Origin of the sequence: Winogradskyella flava, assembly GCF_014243395.1 — a bacterium.
In the GTDB taxonomy this organism is placed as follows: domain Bacteria; phylum Bacteroidota; class Bacteroidia; order Flavobacteriales; family Flavobacteriaceae; genus Winogradskyella; species Winogradskyella flava.
On the sequence record NZ_JACLCP010000002.1, the window covers coordinates 576,539 to 601,053 of the forward strand.

20 protein-coding genes are annotated in these 24,515 nt (G+C 34.5%); 9 read left to right on the plus strand and 11 right to left on the minus strand.

Annotated elements, in window-relative coordinates:
- Positions 1-205 precede the first annotated feature (205 nt).
- The 3 genes from H7F21_RS09760 to H7F21_RS09770 all read left to right on the plus strand — a co-directional run bounded on the left by H7F21_RS09760 (position 206) and on the right by H7F21_RS09770 (position 2,509).
- Positions 206-1,147: a sensor histidine kinase gene (locus tag H7F21_RS09760; RefSeq protein WP_246431455.1), complete on the plus strand. Its 942-nt coding sequence runs from the start codon at positions 206-208 to the stop codon at positions 1,145-1,147.
- Complete coding sequence (locus H7F21_RS09765; protein WP_185789079.1) at positions 1,140-1,850, plus strand: LytR/AlgR family response regulator transcription factor; 711 nt, start codon at positions 1,140-1,142, stop codon at positions 1,848-1,850. Before H7F21_RS09760 ends, H7F21_RS09765 begins: the two co-directional genes overlap by 8 nt.
- A gap of 68 nt (positions 1,851-1,918) precedes the next feature.
- Entirely contained in the window at positions 1,919-2,509 is a 591-nt protein-coding gene (locus tag H7F21_RS09770) for a hypothetical protein (RefSeq protein WP_185789080.1), read from the plus strand.
- On the opposite strand, the gene H7F21_RS09775 is transcribed toward H7F21_RS09770, so the two are convergent.
- The 6 genes from H7F21_RS09775 to H7F21_RS09800 all read right to left on the minus strand — a co-directional run bounded on the left by H7F21_RS09775 (position 2,506) and on the right by H7F21_RS09800 (position 9,666).
- Entirely contained in the window at positions 2,506-3,339 is an 834-nt protein-coding gene (locus tag H7F21_RS09775) for a DUF922 domain-containing protein (protein WP_185789081.1), read from the minus strand. The genes H7F21_RS09770 and H7F21_RS09775 overlap by 4 nt on opposite strands.
- Positions 3,340-3,426: 87 nt before the next feature.
- Positions 3,427-5,214, minus strand: a complete 1,788-nt coding sequence (locus tag H7F21_RS09780; protein WP_185789082.1) for a serine hydrolase — start codon at positions 5,212-5,214, stop codon at positions 3,427-3,429.
- Positions 5,215-5,406: 192 nt separating this feature from the next.
- The gene (gene lpdA / locus H7F21_RS09785) at positions 5,407-6,807 is read right to left on the minus strand and encodes a dihydrolipoyl dehydrogenase (RefSeq protein WP_185789083.1); all 1,401 of its coding nucleotides are present in this window, start codon (positions 6,805-6,807) and stop codon (positions 5,407-5,409) included.
- Between the two features lie 78 nt (positions 6,808-6,885).
- Positions 6,886-8,496, minus strand: coding sequence for a S41 family peptidase (locus H7F21_RS09790; protein WP_185789084.1), 1,611 nt, complete (start codon positions 8,494-8,496; stop codon positions 6,886-6,888).
- An 81-nt stretch (positions 8,497-8,577) separates the two neighbouring features.
- Positions 8,578-9,204 carry a CPBP family intramembrane glutamic endopeptidase gene (locus tag H7F21_RS09795; protein WP_185789085.1) on the minus strand — a complete coding sequence of 209 codons (627 nt, stop codon included), beginning with the start codon at positions 9,202-9,204 and terminating at the stop codon, positions 8,578-8,580.
- Between the two features lie 3 nt (positions 9,205-9,207).
- Positions 9,208-9,666, minus strand: a complete 459-nt coding sequence (locus tag H7F21_RS09800) for an Lrp/AsnC family transcriptional regulator (RefSeq protein WP_185789086.1) — start codon at positions 9,664-9,666, stop codon at positions 9,208-9,210.
- Between the two features lie 159 nt (positions 9,667-9,825).
- Here H7F21_RS09800 and H7F21_RS09805 point away from each other — a divergent pair, with 159 nt between their 5' ends.
- Complete coding sequence (locus H7F21_RS09805; RefSeq protein ID WP_185789087.1) at positions 9,826-11,040, plus strand: aminotransferase class I/II-fold pyridoxal phosphate-dependent enzyme; 1,215 nt, start codon at positions 9,826-9,828, stop codon at positions 11,038-11,040.
- Positions 11,041-11,107: 67 nt separating this feature from the next.
- Here H7F21_RS09805 and H7F21_RS09810 read toward each other — a convergent pair whose 3' ends face one another.
- Positions 11,108-12,130, minus strand: a complete 1,023-nt coding sequence (locus H7F21_RS09810) for a metal-dependent hydrolase (protein ID WP_185789088.1) — start codon at positions 12,128-12,130, stop codon at positions 11,108-11,110.
- 66 nt (positions 12,131-12,196) lie between these two features.
- Positions 12,197-12,619 (minus strand): hypothetical protein, encoded by a 423-nt coding sequence (locus H7F21_RS09815; RefSeq protein ID WP_185789089.1) that lies wholly within the window; start codon positions 12,617-12,619, stop codon positions 12,197-12,199.
- 186 nt (positions 12,620-12,805) lie between these two features.
- On the opposite strand from H7F21_RS09815, the gene nhaC reads away from it, so the two are divergent.
- Both nhaC and H7F21_RS09825 read left to right on the plus strand, forming a co-directional pair.
- Positions 12,806-14,284, plus strand: a complete 1,479-nt coding sequence (gene nhaC / locus H7F21_RS09820) for a Na+/H+ antiporter NhaC (protein WP_185789090.1) — start codon at positions 12,806-12,808, stop codon at positions 14,282-14,284.
- A 731-nt stretch (positions 14,285-15,015) separates the two neighbouring features.
- A complete protein-coding gene (locus H7F21_RS09825; protein ID WP_185789091.1) occupies positions 15,016-17,151 on the plus strand; it encodes a T9SS type A sorting domain-containing protein in 2,136 nt (711 codons plus the stop codon).
- Positions 17,152-17,163: 12 nt separating this feature from the next.
- Here the strand turns inward: H7F21_RS09825 and H7F21_RS09830 are convergent, their stop codons facing one another.
- Together H7F21_RS09830 and katG are read right to left on the minus strand one after the other, a co-directional pair.
- Positions 17,164-17,634, minus strand: coding sequence for an ankyrin repeat domain-containing protein (locus H7F21_RS09830; RefSeq protein WP_185789092.1), 471 nt, complete (start codon positions 17,632-17,634; stop codon positions 17,164-17,166).
- 76 nt (positions 17,635-17,710) lie between these two features.
- A complete protein-coding gene (katG, locus tag H7F21_RS09835; protein ID WP_185789093.1) occupies positions 17,711-19,930 on the minus strand; it encodes a catalase/peroxidase HPI in 2,220 nt (739 codons plus the stop codon).
- Between the two features lie 271 nt (positions 19,931-20,201).
- Between katG and H7F21_RS09840 the strand changes: the two genes are divergently transcribed.
- Positions 20,202-20,921: a hypothetical protein gene (locus tag H7F21_RS09840; RefSeq protein WP_185789094.1), complete on the plus strand. Its 720-nt coding sequence runs from the start codon at positions 20,202-20,204 to the stop codon at positions 20,919-20,921.
- 59 nt (positions 20,922-20,980) lie between these two features.
- Complete coding sequence (locus H7F21_RS09845) at positions 20,981-21,223, plus strand: putative signal transducing protein (RefSeq protein ID WP_185789095.1); 243 nt, start codon at positions 20,981-20,983, stop codon at positions 21,221-21,223.
- A 52-nt stretch (positions 21,224-21,275) separates the two neighbouring features.
- Here H7F21_RS09845 and H7F21_RS09850 read toward each other — a convergent pair whose 3' ends face one another.
- A complete protein-coding gene (locus tag H7F21_RS09850; protein ID WP_185789096.1) occupies positions 21,276-22,901 on the minus strand; it encodes an ABC-F family ATP-binding cassette domain-containing protein in 1,626 nt (541 codons plus the stop codon).
- 147 nt (positions 22,902-23,048) lie between these two features.
- On the opposite strand from H7F21_RS09850, the gene H7F21_RS09855 reads away from it, so the two are divergent.
- A complete protein-coding gene (locus H7F21_RS09855) occupies positions 23,049-24,509 on the plus strand; it encodes a TlpA family protein disulfide reductase (RefSeq protein ID WP_185789097.1) in 1,461 nt (486 codons plus the stop codon).
- Positions 24,510-24,515 lie beyond the last annotated feature (6 nt).

Sequence of the window (24,515 nt, forward strand, 5' to 3'; positions counted from 1 at the left end):
GTCAAAACGCTAACAAAATACGTCATTCGTCTACAAAACAATTATGACTACAAAAAATAAGTTATCATTGTAGAATTATATTATAGAAGTGAAGAAAAATCCAAAAATAACAACACATCTAAAACGAGCTCTACTGCATATTTTATTTTGGATTTTTATTTTATTATTCTTCACTTCTATTTTTGGCGTGGGCAACACAATTGATATGAATGTTGTTTACTTTTCGCTTTTTTTAATGCCAGTAACTATTGGTGCCACTTATGTTTCTATTTACAAACTATTACCTGATTATCTAATTACAAAACGCTACTTTCTATTTGGATTGTACAGTATTTACACATTAATCATTTTAATATTTGGTGCTATCTTTTCAATATTTTTTGCATTAGCTTTTCTCACAGATTTTAAGTTTGAAAAAATGACTGTTTTAAGCAAAAGCAGTGTTTTTATCATTACAAGTATTTGTTTGGTTACTTTGATTGTTAGTGCATTTAAATTGTTAAAGTTAAATTTAAAACAATCCAAAAATAACGCAGAGCTAGAAGCTAAAATCTTAGAAGCGCAACTAAAACTTAAAGACCAAGAGTTGAAATACCTGAAAATGCAAATACACCCACATTTTCTATTTAACACCTTGAATACCATGTATGGTTATGCTTTAAAAAAAGCTGAGGAAACCCCAGAAATGATATTAAAGCTTTCTAACCTTTTAGACTATCTATTGTATCAAGTCGATAAACCTTTAGTACCATTAGCTCATGAAATCAATCACATTAAGGATTATATAAGCTTAGAGCAAATGCGCTTTAATGAGACGCTATATGTTACTTTTTCTGAGGAAAGCTGCTCTAATTCAATTGAAGTGGCTCCTATGCTATTTTTACCTTTTGTAGAAAATAGTTTTAAGCATGGTAAGATTGAAGATGGAATTCTAAGTATTGATATTTCAATACAATGCGAGGCTAATAATATCAAATTCAATATTAAAAATTCACATACAAAATCGACACCAACACAACTTGGCATTGGGTTAGAAAATATTAAAAAGCGTTTAGAATTGCTTTACAGCGACCGCTATGAGTTAAACATTAATGAGGATGACCATTGGTTTGAAGTACAACTTAAACTCTCTTTGGCCCATGCCTAAAACTATTTCTTGCATAATTGTCGACGATGAAGCTATAGCTAGAGAAGTAATTGCCGTTCATCTTTCTAATATTGACAACATAGAAGTCGTTACTCAATGTAAAAACGCCATTGAAGCTTTTAATTTTATTAGTAACAACAAAGTTGATTTAATATTTTTGGATATTAATATGCCCGAAATTTCGGGTATAGCTTTTGCTAAATCTATTAATAAGAATATTAAAATTATTTTTACTACCGCATACCGAGACTATGCCGTTGAAGGTTTTGATTTGAGGGCTGTAGACTATCTGTTAAAACCGATAGCTTTTGAGCGTTTATTGCAAGCTATAAATCGTTATCATGAAGTAAGTACTCCTCTAAAAAAAGAGAAAACTGAAGTATCAAATGATAACGACTTCATTTTTGTTCGTGCTAACCGTAGAATGTTAAAAGTCGATTTCGATAACATGGTTTACATAGAAAGCCTAAGTGATTACATAAAAATCCATTTAAATGATGGAATCATCATTACCAGAGAAACGATAAGTGCCATTGAAGCCAAACTTCCCAAGAATCAATTTCTAAGAATTCATCGTTCTTATATTGTCCGTTTATCGAAAATTCAATCGTTTACTAATGAGGAAGTTACAGTTAATCGAAAAGCTTTGCCCATTAGTCGAAGTTATAAGAAAGATGTTTTGAAACATCTAGAAAAGTTTTAACTTTAGATAAATAAAAGCCCGAATTTAACGTTATAATAGCCCTTACTATTATTTTTTAACCGCTTATTATGAGTGCCTATTTACACAACACAATCCCTAATCTAAAACCGTTTGACTTTGATCGTCATCACGATTCGCACTTTTTAAATCAAAAATGGGTCTTAGTGAATGGTATTTCTGAAAAGAAGTCAGTTTATACCTTTAAAGAAGATAACGTCCTAGAAATTTCAAGAAAAGACAACATTATCAAGACCTCTTGGACACTTGATATTCAAAATGTGTTTTCTATTGAAACCGAAGATGGACTAATTAGCGTAAAAGCCTATTTTAAAGATGAAGACATATTAGTACTTAATCATCAAGATAAGGATGAGTTTGCCATGTATATCAATACTACTGATTATGACGATGAGATTAACAGTGTTGCCGATATTCAGAATTACCTAAAAGAGAAATACCAAAAAAGAGTAAGTAATGTTATCTATGAACACGAATTCTACTATATTTCTGAATCTGAAGAATTTGGTCCAAATACGGTTGAAGAACTTACTGACAAAGTAAAAAGCGAGGAGATTAGCGCTTATTGTTTTGTGCGAGATGTCAATGAGAATGATTACTCCAAACGCTTGCGAATTGTAGATTTGATGCAGGAGCTTTAATTACTTTTATAAAATTCATATTTGGCTAATTCTAACTCAACTACTGCTTCCCAATGCTCTTGAGTTTCTTTCTTATCACCACGTTTCGTTTCTTGGTCGTAACGTTCTTGTCGGTTTCTCATTTCATTAAATACGCGATCAAAAATGGATCTGGCCATTGCAACATTATCGCTAGTTATATTAGCGTCTGCTAGTTCTTTTCTCAATTTTCTTGAATATATTTCCGTAATATCAAAATGAATTTGTTCATGACGCAGTACATAGTCGTTTCTGCCCTCTGGTAAAACCCAACTATTATACGTATTAAAGACACTTTGGACAAAAACCTTTCCTTCTTTAAACATATTGATTCCCGATTCGTAACCAAATCCAGAATTAGTTAAAGCTAAAGCATCGGGAAAGTTAATAGTATCTGATTTTCCCTTAAAGTCATCCCAAGTGAGTTTCCTATCTGCACTCCATTCTATTTTGGTCTCATATAATTTTGGATTCTCCACTTTGTATATATTGGCTTTCAATCTATGACAAGTGCTCCATTTATCTGGAATTTTGTGCTCCGTGATTTTTACTACGTTGGCTCCAGATTGTCTTGCAAGTGCCTTTAAATTAAGAATATTTTCATAATATGTGCAATTAACTGCGAGACCACCATCTTTAGCAATTATAGAACCGATCAATTCTTCTACAATGGTCTGGTCGTCAGAAATATCCAAAACTATGACTAATGCATCTTCAGAAAGCGGTACTAAGGTCTTGTCTATATTGGTTTTCAACTTAGGCGAACAGGCAGTAAATCCAATACATAGTAAATAAAGAATATGTTTTTTCATTGAGCTAAAATAAAAAAAGCGAACCATTTGGCTCGCCTTTATTTTAATATAATCAAGTCATAACGACCTATACTTTACTACAATTTATTATTCTTTTAATTTTTTTCCAAACGTCTCCCGACCATTCTGATTTAAAGTCATACTTTCTACCTCACCTTCTACGCTTCTATTAAAAGTAACTTCTGCCTTAACTTCTTCTACATAAAACTTATCTTCAGACATTGCAATAATAATAAGAGCGCTTTGGCCTTTTGGTTTAGCAATTAATTTGCCATCTTCTATTGAAATATTGACTATAAAATCTGCTGACAACTGATAATTACCAATGTAATCATTTAATTTTGACGCATCAACTTCAAATGCTTTTGGCAAGCTACCTAAATCAACATTTAAGGATTTTAAAATATCAATAGCACTCGTATTTGCAGGATTAAGCTCAACAGACTTTTTATAGTTTATAATAGCTTTTTCTTTATTGCCATTTTCTAATAAGGCCTCGGCATAACTATCATATACATTAGATGACTCAGGAAACTGATCAACATTTAACTTAAAAACAGCCACTGCTTTAGCAGTCTCTTTTCGTCTCATGTAATAATATCCAAAATCATTTAGTATACGTTCAGAAAAATTATAATCCTCAGATCTATTAGTTTTTAATGCCTCATAAACTGTACCTAGATTGGTTGTTCCTTCAGCATCTATAACTGCTTTAAGCTTGCCTGCAATTGAGGGTTTAACGAAACATCTATTTCCCATAGATTCTCCTGTCTTCCATTGAATCCAGTCGCAAAACACTTGCGTATAAATATTATATCCAGACCCTCCATTAGTCATCATAATAAACCCATCATTTGTATCTGGGTTTACCCTAAAAAACGCATGCCAACCTGAGTTTGCTCCACCATGACCCTTTAGGGTATATGACACATTAGGAATGTTTTGTACTTGATAACCTAAGCCGTAACTATCATTAGAAGCTGGTGCCGGTTTCATCATTTCTTCAATAGTACTTTCTTTTAAAACAGCATTATATTTTTGATTATCTGTATGAGCAAATAGGCTTGCATAAGCAAATCTTGTAAAGTCTTCGATAGTAGTATGTAATCCTGCAGCCGCTTGTGCTGTAAACAACTCAAAATCTATTTGTTCTCCGAAACCATCATGTTCTAAAGATGAGTTTTCAAGTATGGTTTTATCAATTTTATAACTGCTATTCCTCATACCTAATGGGTTTAAAATTGCCGTTTGTATATAGTCTTCAAATTTTTGCCCTGTAACTTCCTCTATTATCAATTGTAAGATTGTATATCCACCTCCTGAATATTTCCATTTTGTTCCTGGTTCCATAATCATTTCTACTCTACCAGGTCCATTATTTCGTCCATTTAGAGACTCTTCAATAGTAGATAAACGATCTTTAGCTGTCCATCCTGGATATCCATGAAGTGATAATCCCGCTGTATGACTTAGTAATCGCCTTATCGTTACTTTTTTAGAATCAAACTTAGATTCAGGTAATTGCCAGCGTGTCAAATATTTTTCAGCTGGTGCATCTAAATCAATTTCACCTGCTTCAACGAGTTTCATAATTCCCCAAGCTGCAATAGTTTTGGATATAGAACCAATATTAAACCCTGTTTGATTTGTTACTTTTTCAGCTTTAACAGCATCTGCATAACCATAAGCCTTTTGCAATACAAGTTCACCATTTTCGATAACAGCAATAGCTGTACCAGGCACCATAAATTTTTCCAACAATTTTGGAATTTTTTGGTCTAATTCTTCAATAAAAGTATTAATGGTTTGAGATGTATCTTGTGCCGATAGTGTTAAGGATACTAGAAGAACGAGAAACGTGAATTTTTTGAGCATGTCAAGTGAGTTTAGTGATTAGCAAAAAGCAATGTATGCTATTAAGACGAATGCTTAACACTTTCGTTACAGCACTCAAGTTTTTTAAATTTATAAAAACGGTATTGAGGTATGATTTGTGTATAAAAAAAAGCGAACAAAATTTGTTCGCTTTTAGACTCTGAAACGAATTCAGAATGATCATATCATATTTCAAACATGCAATGGTCGATTATCTGTAGCTGCTAAAGCCGCTTCTTTTACTGCCTCTGCAAATGTAGGATGCGCATGTGAGTATCTAGAGATGTCTTCAGCTGAAGCTCTAAACTCCATAGCCGTCACTGCTTCTGCAATTAAATCGGCACAACGTGCACCTATCATATGTACACCTAATACTTCATCGGTGGTCTTATCAGCTAATATTTTTACAAACCCATCAATATCACCACTGGCTCTTGCTCTACCTAAAGCTCTAAATGGAAACTGACCAACTTTGTATTCTGTACCTGCATCTTTTAATTCTTCTTCCGTTTTACCAACCGCAGCAACTTCAGGCCATGTATAAACTACACCTGGAATTAAATTATAGTCGATATGTGGTTTTTGTCCTGCTAAAGTTTCGGCCACAAATACGCCTTCTTCTTCAGCTTTATGAGCCAACATGGCACCTCTTACCACATCACCTATAGCGTATATATTAGAAGCAGACGTTTGCAAGTGCTCATTAACTTCCACCTGTCCTCTATCGTTAATATTTACGCCTGCTGCTTCGGCATTTAAACCATCTGTATATGGTCTTCTTCCAACTGAAACTAGACAATAATCACCTTTAAACTCAACGACTTCTCCTTTTTTATTTTCGGCCTTTACAATGACCTCTTCACCTTTACGCTCAACAGATTGCACTTTGTGAGACATCATCATGTTACACTTCGCTTTCTTAAAGACCTTATTTAATTCTTTAGATAAACCAGCATCCATAGTTGGCAGGATTCTGTCCATATATTCTACAACAGTTACCTCAGCCCCTAGTCGACGATACACTTGTCCAAGCTCCAAACCAATGACGCCTCCTCCTATGATGATTAGGTGTTTTGGTATTTCTTTCAGCTTTAAAGCTTCTGTAGACGTGATGACACGTTCTTTATCTAAAGTTATAAAAGGTAAATTTGATGGTTTTGAGCCTGTTGCTATAATAATATGCTTTGCTTCGATCTCACCTGCATCTTTTCCGTCGATTTTTATATGTGTAGCATCTTTAAAAGAACCCAAACCTTCGTAAACATCAATATTATTCTTTTTCATTAAGAAATCAATACCTCCAGTGGTTTGATCCACCACCGCTTGTTTACGAGCTATCATCTTTTCGAGATTTACCTTGATTTCTCCAGGAATCTCAATGCCATGCTCTTCAAAATGTTTGGTGGCTTCTTCATAATGGTGAGATGAACTCAATAAGGCTTTACTGGGAATACATCCAACATTAAGACATGTACCACCAAGTGTTGAGTATTTTTCAATAATGGCCGTTGTCATGCCTAATTGTGCACAACGAATTGCTGCTACATATCCACCAGGTCCTGAACCTATTATTGCTACATCGTATGATTTCATAAAACGGATTTTATCTAGTTAAAAACGATAGCAAAAATACAACTTAGATTAATGATTAGCGAATTTTAAAACCCAATATTAGTTCACTTTTTTGTTTTCAATATCATTTAGAATCCATTCGAGTTCTGGGTCTCTTTTATCCATTCGATCTTGAAAAGTTGGTAAGATCTCCACATCTGGCTTTACACCATAACCATCTGGACTAATCTTATGGGGCGCATCAATATGAGCCAAACCTATGCGCGCCCTGACTTTTGTATTTGGTAGTTCATAGATCTTATAAAACCCTGCAACGGTTCCATTGTAGGCGCCTCCAGTCTCCTCGCCTACAAATGTGGCACGTTTGTCTCCATGCAATTTTGTTGATAAGACTGAAGATGCCGAGAATGAATTACCGTTAATTAAAACATAAATTTTTCCTTTAAAATTTGTTGGTTTAGGTTCTTGGGTTCTAGACGCCTTAAATCGATAATATAATTTTCCGTCTTTCTTTTTGGTTTTAAACAAGTCATAGCCGTAAATAAACGGCGAGATTAAACCTGCAAGAGTCTTTACAACAACAGGTCTCGAATTACTCATTAAACTTTTTAAGAACGGTGATCGTGAATTAATCTCGCTAGGGTTAATCATTACAAATTCCTTATCGGTTAAATATGAATACAAGTATGTGATTTCTTTAAGGCGACCACCGAAATTGTTTCTTAAATCAATAATTAGCGTTTCGGCACTCAGTGAATCTATGGCCTTGAAACTTTCATCATAAAACGCTTCGTAATTACCATTAGAAAACCCCCTAATCTTTAAAAGCGCGACAGAACTATCCTTACCTATAAAATTTAAATTTCTAGTATATTCTTTTCGTTGGGCTACATAACCGTATTTACTATTATGCTCGCGCTTGGCCTTAGCTTCGAGTTTTTTTGCTTTTCGCTCTGCTTTGGTGAGCTTTACTTTAGTCCTTTTTATAGTTTGGAGCGAATCCTTTTTTAGTGAATCTGATGCTTTGGATGCAAATTTATCTTTAAGCGCACGCTTGTAGAATTTGACAAATGTAGAATCTGAATTTCGTAGTGTTAATGAAATACTATCAAAGCGACCTTTATCGTTGACATAATATCGCATAAAGCGATTACCTAGAATTCTATTATAGAATGTTGTATTGTAGCCATCTGATGCAAATCGCTTTTTATACTGTTTTATTAAATCCGTTGGCCTTTCACTTTCCACCATGAGCACTTCGCTTCCAACAAGCAAAGAATCATTTCCTCTTGCATTTACAATTAATAACTTGTTATCTAAATATTCAAAATCCAGATTGTTGATATCAAATTTCATCTTATTTAATACCTTGCGCTCTTTTCTATCAAATTGCCTAGATGGAGGCGATACAGACATATGGCCTTGTCCAATATACTTGGTGACTTGAGACAATTGCTTATAGAATGTGCGACTGTCCATAGGCTCGTCAATTGCATTTTTTAAGCTATCGAATTTAAAATCTAATATATCCTTGGGTGTAAACTGATATAAATGTGGGTGATGCCGTTTTAGTTGCTTGTAGACTTTATCAATATCTTTATGTAAATCGGCAACTGGATGTAGTTTTGTGATTTGTGCATTGTGCTTCTCCACACTTGCGCAAGAGGCGAATACTAAGGAGATATAAAGGAAAAATAATATTTTTTGCATTGATGGCTGTTTATTTTATTAATACGTTATATCTATACAGACGTAAATAACATCGAAAGAGTTGCCTGATCTCTATTTTTTTCAAGACGGAAATCCCAACATGCTTCCCATGCCAACCGTAAATAGCCAACAACCATAAATAGCATGTTCTATGGAAACTAATAATGTGGATTTTGTCTTTTTGAAAGTAAGTGCAAATAGAATACCTCCGACAAACGTTAAAATCATGACCAACGTATTTTTAAAGAAAATATGGGCCAAGGAAAACAATGCTGCATTTACCAAAATAAAAAGTACATCATTTCTAAACAAGGATTCGTATCGCTGAAAGAAAAACATTCGGTAAACCAGTTCTTGAGGATATACGGAGAAAATTGAATACACAAATAATATCGCAGACCATAACATGGGCTTGCTCTTAACAACAATAAATAGGTTGTCCCTTTCTACCCAATACATATAAATTGTTGTTATTAAAACGATACATATCAGTTTTATGAAACTTCGTGTCCAGAATTGTTTCCAATTAATATGCTTCCTTAACTCAAACTTGTTGTTTTCAACCTTAAGAAGTACATAAATAATATAGATGAAACCTAAAATACCTAGTGACATTTTAATCCAAATAGGAAATGCCAAAGCAAAACTCACGGGAATTATAATGAAAATTAGAAAAAACTCTGTGAGTCTATATTGAATACCTTGCATAAACTACAATGAAATGGCAGTTGTGTGCTTTACTTCATTTATCACAAACATACTATGCGTACTGCCTATATGGTCGATATTAGTAAGCTTGTTTACCATAAATTCCCTAAAAGCCGCCATGTCCTTTACTAAAACTTTTAAAAGATAATCATAGTCGCCACTAATGTGATAACATTCCAATACCTCGTCTAATTTACGAACTTCTTTTTCAAATCTCACCACGTAGTCTTGGGAATGTTGTACCAGCTTTACATGACAAAATGCAACAAAGGATTTATCAACTTTTTTCTTTTCAACCAGCGCCACATAGCCCGAAATGATTCCGTTGTTTTCCAACTTTCTAATCCGCTCATAAACGGCAGTAACCGATAAGCCTAGAGCGTTAGAGAGTGCTTTATTGGTTTGTTTACTATCTTCTTGAAGCAATAGTAGTAATTGCTTGTCCATCTCGTCAAGTATCATGCTAAAAAATTTTCAGGTTACATTAAATTCTAGTTTAGAATTTAGATTTTAAATCTATCAAATATAGATAAACTAGATTAATTTTCTAAATAATAAAATATACATTGATTTTTAATCTAATAATGATTTATTTTGTTTGAACTGATAAAAACTCATATTATGAAATTTAAGCCTGCAAACAATATTCAAGATTTACAATATTTTGGTGAATTTGGTGGTGTAAATCCATCCATATCAGATTCATCCACCTACACGTTTTTATCCGCAAAAACGATGTTCGACACCTTCGAAGGTAATGCGGATGGCTGCTATTTATATTCACGCCATTCATCCCCTTCAAATTTATATTTAGGCGAAGCCTTAGCAGCTATGGAAGATACTGAAACGGCTACCGTTACAGCATCTGGAATGGGAGCTATTACACCTGTGCTAATGCAACTATGCGGAGCTGGAGAACATATTGTGAGTAGTCGTACGATTTATGGAGGCACCTATGCGTTTCTAAAAAACTTTACACCGCGCTTAGGTATTGATACAACATTTGTGAATATTACCAAGCTAGACGTTGTTGAAGCCGCTATAACACCTAAAACCAAGGTATTGTATTGCGAGTCCGTAAGCAACCCTTTGCTAGAAGTCGCTGATATATCAGGCTTAGCGAAACTAGCCAAAAGGTATAATCTAAAATTAGTAGTTGACAATACGTTTTCCCCACTATCCATTTCTCCTTCAAAATTGGGCGCAGATATTGTTATACACAGTCTAACGAAATTTATAAACGGTTCTTCTGATACTGTTGGCGGCGTGGTTTGTGGAACTCAGGAATTTATCGACCAACTCAGAAACGTGAATGATGGAGCAGCAATGTTACTAGGATCTACAATGGATAGTTTGAGATCAGCTTCCGTGTTGAAAAATTTAAGAACATTGCACATAAGAATGCAACAGCATAGTCACAATGCTAACTTCTTAGCTAAAAAATTTGAAGATGACGGCTTAAAAACAGTATACCCTGGCTTAGCTTCTCATCCATCACACGTACTATTTAAATCCATGATGAACGACAAATATGGCTTTGGTGGTATGTTAACGATAGACGTTGGTTCATTAGATAAGGCCAATGCACTTATGGAGTTAATGCAAGAACGTAACTTAGGTTACTTAGCGGTGAGTTTAGGATTCTACAAAACCTTGTTCAGCGCACCTGGAAGTTCTACCTCATCAGAGATTCCTGAAGACGAGCAAGCTGAAATGGGACTGAGTGATGGTCTCATTCGTTTTTCAATCGGATTGGATGCAGATATTGAAAGAACCTATGATATGATGAAAACCTATATGTTGGAACTAAATATTCTTAAACCTGAATTGGTATAAACTATTTCTGTCATATCGAGCGCAGTCGAAATAAAATTGAGTTCTCGACTGTGCTTGCACGGACAGATTACTTACCTTTTAAACGTTTCCAAAGGGCATTCAACGCAAAACTAAAATCGTCTGTTGCTGGCTGAAAAGGTTTCATGTTTAGTCTGTCATCATCTTTAAATAGCTTAAGATTGAAAATGGCCTTATAACCCTCTCTAGTTTCCATTATAGGATAGCGTAAATCCTTATAAAGATAACAATCATCACCTAGCGATTCTACAGAGAAATAATCATTACTAAACCATGCCAAATCCTCAATATCCCTACAATCCGCTTTGGTCAAATCTCTTTGTTTTGGAATAATTTTCCAATCAGAAAAACGATTAGTTGCGTCAAATAATGAATAAAACCCAACATGGTAACTATCTTCAGTTTCAGCAATACCGTACCAAAGAATATTATTTAGAATTGCGGGCTGCGTGCTGAATCTTGCATAACTCAAGTTTTTTTCACTTAATGAAGACTTGAACACATTATCTATATAGAATTTATTGAAAACAGTCAAAAACAAATAAACAGAACTAATACCAATTCCCATTTTTAACCAAAATCGGCGTTGGATATGCTTTCGCTTAAAGAACATTAGGATTATAATACAAATCAAAAATGGTACTGTATATAATGGGTCTGCAACTGCTATATTATTGAAAGCAACCCTATAGTTTGAAAATGGCGCAAACAATTGAGTACCATAAGGTGTAAAGCAATCCAAAATTGGATGTGTAAATAAAGACCAAAAAAAGAGCTGCATCCAATCTTTTTGAGTTGTCGTATGCAATCGTTTCCTTGTGTTATAGAGTTTGTGCACCAACCAACCAAGTAATAATGCTCCTAATATTGAAAATAAAGCAGAATGCATGAACCCACGATGAAAAAGCATCGCGTCAATTTCATTGCCATATATTAATGAGCCAATGAGAACATCGAGATCTGGAATGGTTCCACCAATAGCACCAAATAATAGTGCCTTATTTCCTATTTTCTTACCGAGGACCGCTTCTCCACAAGCAGCTCCTAAAACAATTTGGGTTAATGAATCCATACTAAAAAGCAAAAATACAATTAACTCATCAGTATATGGACTTTAAAATACTTTAGAACTTCACTACTAACTCAGTCTATAGTTATTCAACTTTTGGGTAGTTTTAATTATTTGACGTTGAAGATTCTCCTTTAAATTTCTAATATCATCTAATTGTTTGGGGTCATTAATCATGCTAGGCCTAGATTCTAATATAAAAATATAATTCAGCGTTTTAAGATCTCTTTTTAACTTCTGACTTTGCTTTTTCATTTCAGAATCAATATCCTCTGAATCCTCTTGTACAGAATTAGCCTTAACTTTAGTTTTTGAGTTATTAAAAACGGCTTTAGAATGGCATACATCTGGGTTAACATTATTTACTGTAAACTGATCGTTTGAATTAGGATAAAAGCTCAATGTAACTGGATCCGGACTATTGCCTATGACGTAAACGATTAAAGAAAACAACATCATAGCAAAAAATAAAAAGTAAAAAGTAAAAATCATTTTATAAGGTCTCTTTGGGTTATCTTACTTATAAGACACAGGTAATCAACTGATTAGTCACAACTTTTCGATAAAACACAAATTCAGTCCTTTAACTGATTAAAATATCAGACGAACGGTAAAAACAAGAGCTTTTTTGATTTGAGTTCTGAAAGTTGTAACATTACGTAATCAAACTGAATTGAAATGCAAGACGACGATTTATCTAAAATTGATATAGAAGACCAAAAAATTATTGATAATAAAGAGCTTAACATTTTTGAAGCTTTAGTTCCTGTAGTAATATTAATGGGATTATTGGCATATAATATCTTTTTTGCTGATGGTGAAATGTTTGGCGAATATTCTAATCAATATATTTTATTAATTGGCGGTTTTGTTGCATTTATAGGAGGTCTACTAAACAAAGTAACTCCTTTAGTAATGGTAATGGAAGTCTGGGAAAATCTAAAAAGTGTCTTTATTCCAATTATGATCCTCTTTTTAGTTGGCGCCCTCGCCGGTACATGGTTGATAAGTGGTGTAATACCAGCGATGGTCTATTATGGTTTACAAGTTCTCAGTCCAGAAATATTCTTACCTGCTTCAATCATCATTGCCGCAGTTATTTCAATTGCGACAGGGAGTTCTTGGACGACATCTGCAACCGTAGGTATAGCTCTAGTTGGTATTGGGACAGCTTTAGGAATAAATCCAGGTATGATCGCTGGTGCAGTAATTTCTGGCGCCTATTTCGGAGATAAAATGTCGCCATTGAGTGATACGACCAACCTAGCTCCTGCTATGGCAGGAACAGATCTTTTTACACATATAAGATATATGGCCTATACTACAGTCCCAACAATTATAATAACATTAATTGTTTTCGGGATTATTAGTTTTACTATTGAACCTACGGGAAATGCGGACATAAGTAATTTATTAGCCTCAATCGAAAAGACATTCAATATTACACCATGGTTATTTTTAGTTCCTGCTGCAGTTATTATATTAATATTGTTTAAAACCAAACCATTAGTTGCATTAGCTTCTGGTGTGATTTTGGCAGCTATTTTTGCCGTAATCTTTCAGCCAAATATTCTCGATGGTTTATCAGATTCAAGTTTTTCAGCAATTGCAAATTCTATTTTAACTGATACTTCGATAGCAACTGATAACGAAAAATTAAATGACCTTTTCAGCTCAGGAGGTATGCAAGGTATGCTCTGGACCATCTTCTTAATTGTCTGTGCCATGGTTTTTGGAGGTATTATGGATGGCATTGGTGCCTTAGCAAGAATTACAAAAGCCTTATTATCAGTAGCCACAACAGTATTTGGCTTATTTGCTAGTACGGTGATAAGTTGCCTAGGACTGAATGCTATTGCCTCAGATCAGTATTTGGCCATAGTTATTCCAGGTAAGATGTTCAAAAAAGCTTTCGATGATAAAGGGTTAGCCCCTGAAAACTTAAGCAGAACACTCGAAGATTCTGGTACAGTAACATCCGTATTAATTCCTTGGAATACTTGCGGCGCATACCAAAGTGGAGTTTTAGGTGTCGGTGTTGGTGAGTACTTTTTCTACGCTGTTTTTAATTGGTTAAGCCCATTTACAACACTATTATTTGCCGCTTTTAGAATTAAGATTAAAATGCTTACGTCAAAAAAAGCAATTGCAAATTAAAAACCAGCATCTTGTAAATATCTATAACATCTTTCTACGAACTTATAGGGAAACTTCAGAAAAAAGAGCTTCACTATAAACCTTTCTTTTGACTTTTGTAAGAACAACCTTCAAAACCCTTGTGGAAAAACCACACAATTTTAGGCTATTTCACTAAAATAAATGGCTTTTGTTTAATTTTATGAAGAGAGTCTGTTAGGATTCTTTTGCTATTAACAATTTATAATTGAATTAAGCCCTCACGATTGAAATTAAGGTTACTATTTCCATTATTACTAGTTTTTCTTATATATAGATTTAGTCAAACGATATTATACCAAGAAAACCTTAGAAATCTACCAGGCAATATAAGCACTGAGGAGCAACCATCTAATAGTCTAGATAATTCTAACACTTTGACCAAGCCATATAGATTCGACAATGATACTTGCTTAAACATTTTCAACAATGGTAGTTGACCTAATGATTATGATTCAGCTCAGATTAGTACAATTGGCCAAATGATGATTGAATAAAATTAAGAATTTAGAAGTTAATAATACCAACAACTTATGTCAGTATCTAGATGATGTTTGAGTAATTTAGAAAAGTTCAAGATTTTCAATTGGACTATACTTATAAGTCATTCAACGAATGTTATATGGAGCTTTGTCTAAAAAAAAACAATCTAGTTATTGTACAAAATAATTTAGCAAAATAATTATAGTAATAGATGAAAGCATATTAAAACAATGAAAAAGACAATACTATTTTTATATTTTGCCCTTGCTTTTTTATTCAGTAACGGACAAACGACTCTATATCTTGAAAATTTTGAAGGTCAAATAGGTAAAGGCGCTACTGGCTCTGCACCTACTGTAGACTTAACTGGTGTTAGTTGGACTGTAGATTTTTCAAGTGCCGCTTTAAGTAATAATTATAGGTTTTTGGTGAGGAATAATTCTAGCCAAGCCCTTTTTGAAGCTAGAAATGTCGGCACCTCAACCTGGCTATCACCTGCAATCAATATTTCTACGCACGCAGATGTATCTTTTACAATTAATGCTACAGAAAGTAATGCTAACAGTCTTGAAGATTCAGACACTGTAATTACCCAATATAGAATTGATCAAGGACCATGGACAGAAGCTGATATCAATGGTAATTTATCCAATGACTATGGTACCGTTCAAATTAGTCAGGCAAATCTTAGTGGAACAATACTTGAAATTAGAGTTATTTTTTCTAATGATGCCAATAATAAACAACAACGAATTGATAATGTGATCGTTACCGGTTTGCTGCCTGTTTCATATATCTATAATAATAGCTGGTCTCCCGGTGACCCAAATGGTGTTGCTACTATTGCGAATGACATTACAGTAGTAAATGGTGAAGCAAATTTTAATGCTAATACAAGTTGTAATATTTTCTTAGTTAATCCTGACGGTGATGTCACCATAAATTCAGGTATAACTTTGACTGTAGATAATGAAATGATACTAGAATCATCTTCTACACAATATTCAAGTTTAATTTTAGATGGCTCTATAAATGGAAATGTAAGCTATAAGCGCCATGTTAATATTGCCGCTAGTCCTGGGACAACTACCACCGAAAATGATTTAATAAGTCCACCACTTACGGGTCAATCTTTTGGTGACTTTAGAAGTAATAATTCTAATATTTTATCTGGAACTATTGATGGAAATCCAGCATTTTTATTTGGACCTTATGATTCTTCGATTCCTGAATTTATTAATTATTCACCTTCAGACGATGGTAGTACTTTAAATGCTGGAACCGGCTACCGCACGGGTTCTACAGATAATGGTACTTATACCTTTACTGGCACTATTGAAACAGGTAATATAAGTGTACCTGTGAGTGCAGGAGGTGCAAGCAAGTGGAATTTAATAGGAAATCCTTATCCCAGTTACTTGAAAGTCCAAGATTTTTTAAACAACACTTCTAATTTTTCATTAATGGACGCTAATGCTGTGGGAATTTATGGTTATGATGGAACAGCACAAGATGGATGGACCATTTATAATTTAGCGACTACCACACCGTCTACGGTTATTACTCCGGGTCAAGGCTTCTTTATAGACGCTATTGCAAATGGGAATATGCAATTTACACTTAGTATGCGCACTACAGGGAGCAGTGATGATTTTATATTAGGCAGAGATTCAAGTCCGTTAGTATTTTTGAAAATTGAAGTTTCAAATGCCACTAAAAACTTTACTACTAATTTTTATTTTAATGATAATGCGACACTTGGTTTAGATCCTGGTTATGACGCCAAAGTTTGGAATAATATTCCTCCTGACTTTTCAATTTATTCTTATTTGGTAGAAAACAATACTGGAGAGGCAATCGCTCTGCAAACATTTCATAGCGATGATCTAGGAAATATAACCATACCTTTAGGAGTTAACACACCTGATAACTCGCAGATTACTTTTTCCATAAGTGATATGACAGTTCCTGACGGTATAAATGTATATCTTGAAGATACCGTACAAAATACATCGACATTATTGAATGATAACAGCTATACTTTAACTCCAATTTCGCCTTTAGCTGGAACTGGTAGGTTTTATTTACGACTTGTTGAAAATCAACTCAACATCAATAACAGTATATTGGAATCTCTCAATGTTTATTCAGATTATAACAATAAATCGTTAGTCATCGAAAGCCCAGTCCAGCAATCAATACAGCTTCATATTTTTGATGTTCAAGGACGACTAGTAAAAAAATTAGTATTACAGCTAAATTCAAACAAAGAAGTGATCGATATTTCTAATTTAACAAAGGGCATATATATTGTGCAATTAGAAAGCCTAAGTGGTACTAAAACTCAAAAGGTTATTCTAAAATAATCTTTAGCTTTCTTATTCTAAAAGTGAAGCAATATCATCGAATCCATTCTCAGTAGCATAATCCAGTGCTGTTTTTAGATTTTTATCCTTAACGGTTTTATCAGCATCATGATCCAATAATAGCTGTACAACTTCTTTCTGGTTGTATTGTGCCGCAAATATCAGTGCAGTAGCACCATTATTATTCGTCAAATTGACATCTGCATTATGATTTAGCAATAATTTCACCAGCTCAACATTTCCCTTAAAACTTATACCAATTAATGCCGTATTTCCGGAGGCATCTTTACCATTGATATTTGCGTTATTTTCGATTAACAGTTTAGCAATTTCACTTTTACCAAAATAGGTTGCAAAAATCAGCGGTGTAAAACCTCTGGCATCTTCACTATTTACCAAATGCGGATTTGTTTGTAACTGTAATTTCAAGTTCTCAATTTGTCCGGACTGAATTGTTCTAAAAAATAGTTCTTGTGCATTCATAGTTTATCTATAAAGTAAAAGGAATGTACAATATTATGTACATTCCTTTTTTTGTTGGTTTGCTATTAACCAATTATTATTTTCTTAAATCAAAACGATCTAAATCCATTACTTTAGCCCAAGCGGCAACAAAATCATTTACAAATTTAACTTCACCATCACTGGCTCCATAAACTTCGCAAACGGCTCTTAACTCTGTATTAGAACCGAAAATTAAATCAGTTCTTGTTCCCTTGAATTTTACAACTCCTGTTCTACGATCACGACCTTCAAAAACAGAATCGTCATCTGAAGTTGCACTCCAAGTATAAGTAAAGTCTAATAGGTTCGTAAAGAAATCATTAGTCAAGTGTCCTACGTTGTCTGTGAAAACACCTAAATTAGAATTATCATAATTAGCACCTAACACACGTAAACCACCAACTAAAGCTGTCATTTCAGGAATCGATAGTGTTAGCAAGTTCGCCTTATCTACTAACAAATCCTCAGAAGCGACATTTTTAAGTTCCGCACTTATATAATTTCTAAAGCCATCAGCCAAAGGTCTTAAGTAACCGAAAGATTCTAAATCTGTTTGCTCTTGTGAAGCGTCACCTCTTCCTTGGGTGTAAGGTACATTTATATGGTGTCCAGCATTTCTAGCAGCTTCTTCTACAGCTGCATTTCCTGCTAAAACAATTAAATCTGCCATTGAAATAGTGCCATTAAATTCTTTTTGAATCCCTTCAAGAACATGTAATACTTTATTCAATTCTTCAGAATTATTCACTTCCCAACTGCGTTGTGGTTGAAGACGGACACGAGCTCCGTTCGCCCCACCTCTCATATCAGAACCTCTAAACGTTGAAGCTGACGCCCAAGCCGCTTTGACTAATTCTGAAACTGTTAAACCAGAAGCCAATACCATTTTTTTTAAAGCAGCTACATCAGCTTCACCTAACGTATAATCTACTTTTGGAATTGGGTCTTGCCAAATTAATTCTTCACTTGGTACTTCAGGACCTAAATAACGGTCTATTGGTCCCATATCTCTATGTGTTAGTTTATACCATGCTCTTGCAAAGGCATCTTCAAAAGCAGCGTGATCTTTATGGAAACGTTCAGAAATCTCTCTAAAACCTGGATCCATTTTTAAGGCCATATCTGCGGTTGACATCATTAAAGCTTGTGTTCCGTTTCCACCAGCAGCCGGTGCTTTAGGCGCATTAGGATTACTCGGTGTCCATTGGTGTGCTCCAGCAGGACTTTTTGTTAGCTCCCAGTCAAGATTTAAAAGCACATCGAAATATTCGTTATCCCATCGTGTAGGATGTGGCGTCCATGCGCCTTCAAGTCCACTTGTAATGGTGTCATCTAATACTCCTGACTGAAATGTATTCTTCCAACCCGTACTCATTTCCTCGATAGAAGCACCATGTGGTTCTACACCGACATATTTTTCAGGATCTGCGGCGCCATGAGCTTTTCCGAACGTGTGCCCGCCAGCTACCAAGGCAACAGTTTCTTCATCGTTCATTGCCATACGTCCAAATGTAATTCTAATATCATGTGCAGACTTTAATGGATCTGGTTCACCATTTGGACCTTCCGGATTTACATAAATTAATCCCATGTGAACTGCACCTAAATGACCTTCTAAATCTCCATCGCTCGTATCGTAGCGTTCATCATTGTCTAACCAACCAGTTTCGCTTCCCCAATAAATATCTTGTTCTGGTTCCCAGACATCTTCGCGGCCACCCGCAAATCCAAACGTCTTAAAGCCCATGGACTCTAAGGCGCAATTGCCTGCAAGGATCATTAAATCTGCCCAAGAAATTTTATTCCCGTATTTCTTTTTTACAGGCCATAACAGTAAACGCGCTTTATCTAAATTTCCGTTATCTGGCCAACTATTTAATGGTGCAAAACGATGAGTACCTGTTCCGGCACCTCCACGACCATCACCTACTCTATACGTACCAGCACTATGCCATGCCATACGAATCATAAATCCGCCATAATGACCATAATCTGCAGGCCACCAATCTTGAGAGTCGGTCATTAAATCAAGAACATCTTGCTTTAAGGCTGCATAATCAATGCTGCTAAATGCTTCTGCATAATTAAAATCCTCTCCAAATGGATTATTTTTAGAAGCGTGTTGTCTTAAAATGTTCAATTTTAATTCATTGGGCCACCAATCCCTATTGCTGGTCCCACGACCTGCTGTTTTCTTCTGGTCACCGCTTAAAAAAGGGCATTTACTTGCATCAGAATTGTTAATATCCCAAGCTTCACCATGATTATTACTCATATTTCTAGTTTTTTATAATTAAATTTTATGTGTCTTTAAAATTATGAAATAAATCCGCTTAAATACCATGAATAAATAGTATCTATTTATTTTTTCATAGTCATTCCCTATCATTATATTATTTGTAATTATTCTAAACAATAGCAAAGCTTCAGGTTTTGTTTAAAAATTTATCCTTATTACAGAACTTTGAATAAAAATCGTTAAACACAAATGTTAAAGACTTGGTCTTCATCATTTTGATTAGTAATTTTATAAAGAAAAAAGGGGTATGCAATTGAAAAGGACAAATCTTGAAGAAAAATTAAATCGCATTAAAGCCAGGGAGAAGTCACAACAATCTATTCTCGATACCGTAAGAGAGATATTGGCAGAAGACGATAAGAAAGACGAAGTTATTCTTGAGACTATATCTAGTCATAACACAGGTAACTCCAACGATTTTGATTTTGACCTACTAGAATCTGATAAGATTTATCATATCGATCAGATCAAGAAAATTTGTGTTACTTATAGGTTACGATTTTTGGATACAAAATTCTTCAAGGGAGAATTACCTTATGAAGCCATTTCAAAAATAAAGCAGCTAGAGAAATCACACGATATAAGATTAGATGGCTTCAAAATAATGGCTCCAGCAAAATTATTCAAGCTCGAAAATTACGATGACCCTTTACTATTTGCTCCTATTGGTAATGGGTATTACTACCTCATCCACAAATGGGGAAATGACTTGAGCCCATACAGAAAACTCTTAATGTGGCCCTTTAAGACATTTGAAAATTTTGTATTCTGTACATTCATCTTAAGCATATTGCTAACAGGACTAATTCCAGACGGAACTTTCTCTGATCAAAAAACATCTGCCAACGCTGGTATCATATTTTTGTTTATGTTTAAATCAGTATTTATTGTAGCGATGTATTATGGTTACTTAGCAGGTAAGAATTTCAGTTCTGCCATATGGGATAGCAAATATTATAATGCTTAACATAGTGTAACTTTTTAAAGTTTTTCGTAACTTATAGGTAATATTAAATCCTACCAGTTATGAATGCATCGGAATACAGTAAGATATACTATGGAAACTTTATTTTAGTCACAAGAATTAAAAGTGAACTGGAACGCATTGGCATTATTCCCATTATAAAAGACGAAGGTGAATCGCAGCGCTTAGCAGGCTTTGGATCTATGAACCAAGGCTATCAGGAAATCCATGTGCACAATGATGAATTGGAAAAAGCAGTAGCTGTCGTAGAACAAGTAAAGACTGAGATGGAAGCCTCATCTTAGTGACAAATTGATAGTCTGAGTTGTTAGACAAAAAATGATGGTAAAATAAATGCTATGCCGTTACAGCATACATTTTCTCACGCTGCTCCTTAATCTTCTTATCACTCATATATTCATCAAAAGTCATATAGCGATCGATAACGCCATTTGGTGTTAACTCAATAATCCTATTACCAACGGTTTGTGCAAACTCATGATCGTGCGTGGTTAAAAGTACCGTGCCTTTAAAGTTCTTTAAAGCGTTATTAAATGCCGTGATACTTTCTAAGTCTAAGTGGTTTGTTGGTTCATCTACCATTAAGACATTGGCCCTAATCATCATCATACGACTAAGCATACAGCGTACTTTTTCACCACCAGAGAGAACATCAGAAGTCTTTAAAGCTTCCTCGCCACTAAAAATCATCTTACCAAGGAAACCACGTATGTAAACTTCTTCGCGTTCTTCTTCTGTTGTTGCCCACTGGCGCAACCAATCTACAAGTGTTAGCTTATTATTAAAAAATTCACTGTTATCTAATGGTAAATACGACTGATTTGTTGTCACTCCCCAAGCATATTTTCCAGAGTCTGCTTTTTGTTTTCCATTGATAACTTCATAAAAAGCTGTACTCGCTCTAGAATCCTTAGAATATACAACAACCTTATCGCCTTTGGCCAAGTTGATATCAATATTCTTAAACAATACCTCTCCATCTAAACTTGCAGATAACTTTTCGACATTTAAGATTTGATCGCCTGCTTCACGCTCACGTTCAAAAATAATGGCTGGATAACGGCGGCTTGAGCGCTTGATATCAGCAATGTTTAATTTTTCGATCATCTTCTTTCTACTGGTTGCTTGCTTGGATTTTGCAACGTTTGCAGAGAAACGACGAATAAATTCTTCTAGCTCCTTTTTCTTTTCTTCAGCTTTCTTGTTTTGCTGGGCATGCTGTTTGGCTGCTAATTGAGAAGACTCGTACCAAAACGTATAATTACCAGAGAAGTGATTAATTTTCCCAAAGTCAATATCTGATATATGTGTACAAACCGCATCTAAAAAGTGTCTATCATGAGATACCACAATAACACAGTTATCATAATTGGCCAAGAAATTTTCTAACCAAGTTATAGTTTCATAGTCCAAATCGTTGGTAGGCTCATCCATAATTAATAAGTCCGGATTTCCAAAGAGTGCTTGTGCTAAAAGCACACGTACTTTCTGCTTACCATCTAAGTCCTTCATTAACGTATAATGATGCTCTTCTTTAATACCTAAATTCGACAACATGGCGGCGGCATCAGAATCGGCATTCCAGCCATTCATTTCTTCAAACTCAACCTGTAACTCTCCAATCTTCTCGGCATTTTCGTCTGTATAGTCCGCGTAAAGGGCATCAATCTCGGACTTTAACTTATATAAAGGCTTATTCCCTTTTAGGACTGTTTCCAAAACAGTGTCTTCGTCATGCTTATTATGGTCCTGTTCCAAAACAGACATACGTTTTCCCGGTTCTAGATGAACATGTCCCGATGTAGGATCCATTTGTCCAGATATAATCTTTAAAAATGTGGATTTTCCTGCTCCGTTTGCACCAATAATACCATAACAATTACCGTTGTTAAATGTGGTGTTGACATCGTCAAAAAGGACACGTTTTCCGAACTGAACTGAAAGATTAGAAACTGATAACATTTTATAGGTTTTAAATATTCGGCAAAAGTAGAAAATTAAAGCGATTGAACGAAATAAATAGTCGGTATAACAAGATTTAACGAGGCATTAACAAGACTTGAACATAGCAACACATACATTTGCTATGTTAAATTGATGAAAATCCCCATGTTAACAAGACAAGTAGCTTTATCTATATTGGTGCTAACCATGCTTTTTGGGTGCAAAAAAAACAATGGCAGCAATGGAGATTATGCGTTCATCGGTGGTGAAATTATTAATCCAAAAAACAAAAGTGTTGTAATTTACAACACTGAAGGCAAGATCGTAGATTCCATAGACTTAGATGCCAATAATAGATTCATTCACAAAATAAACAATTTACAAGCTGGTCTTTACACTATAACCCATGGTGGCGAGTATCAAATGGTCTTACTGGAACCAAATGACAGTATCATGTTTCGATTAAATACCTATGATTTTGATGAGTCATTGGTGTTCACGGGAGAAGGTGCTAAAAAGAACAACTACCTAATTAAAACCTATCTCTTTAATGAGCATGAGGAGAAAAAACTCATGACATACGCAAAAATGGAACCTGAAGCTTTTCATGATTTCATTGAAAAACGCCGAAACAAACAGTTAGAAGAATTTAATGAGTTTTTAACCCGCAGTCAGGAGTCAGAATTTTTTAAATCTCTTATGGAGGCTAATATTAATTTCAACTCTTATGCGGATAAGGAAATTTATCCTTTCGCCTATTTTGGCAATAACAAACTCATTCATATAAAAGATTTACCAGAGGACTTCTATTCGCATAGAAATGACATAGATTATAATGCCAAGCACCTTAGTCGCTTTTACTCTTACAACAGATTTTTATTCTCTTACATAGATAATATAGCCATTGACTCTTACTACAAAAACAATCCTTATCACAGTGCATTTGACAGACATACCATAGATTATAATAAGTCAAAATTAGATATTATTGATAGTATTATTTCTGACAAAGACATCAAAAATTATTTGCTAAAGTATAAGACTCGAGACTTTGTAAGTCATAATCACACAGAAGCTGAAGCCAACGAAATGTTGAATTACTATTTGATGAAAAGCACCAGTGAAGAGGATAAAATGTATATATCAGATTTGGTGACATCCTTAAAATTGTTAAGACAAGGTAATCCAATACCTCGTTTGGCTATTATTAATTATGACAATACGGAACATGATTTAAACTCGATAATTGGTAAACCTACAATTATTTACTTTTGGTCTTCTAACTCCAAGATGCAATACCGAAATAGTCACTATAAAGTAAAGAGTTTAAAATCCAAGTTTCCACAGGTAGATTTTGTTTCCATAAATCTCAATAGTAACGATGATAAAAGTTGGAAAGCAATTATAGACAACTACGACTTCCCAACTCAAAAAGAATACAAGTTTAAGTACCCTAAAAAAGCACGTAAAGTATTAGCGGTTAATTATCTTAATCAGGCGATTATTGTTGACGAAGACGCTACAATACTCCATCCCAATGTAAATATCTTCAAATCAGATTTTGAAGATATGCTTGGATCACTAATAGAAAAAAGGCACCTTATTGCTAAACAAAGTGCCTATTAAATATCT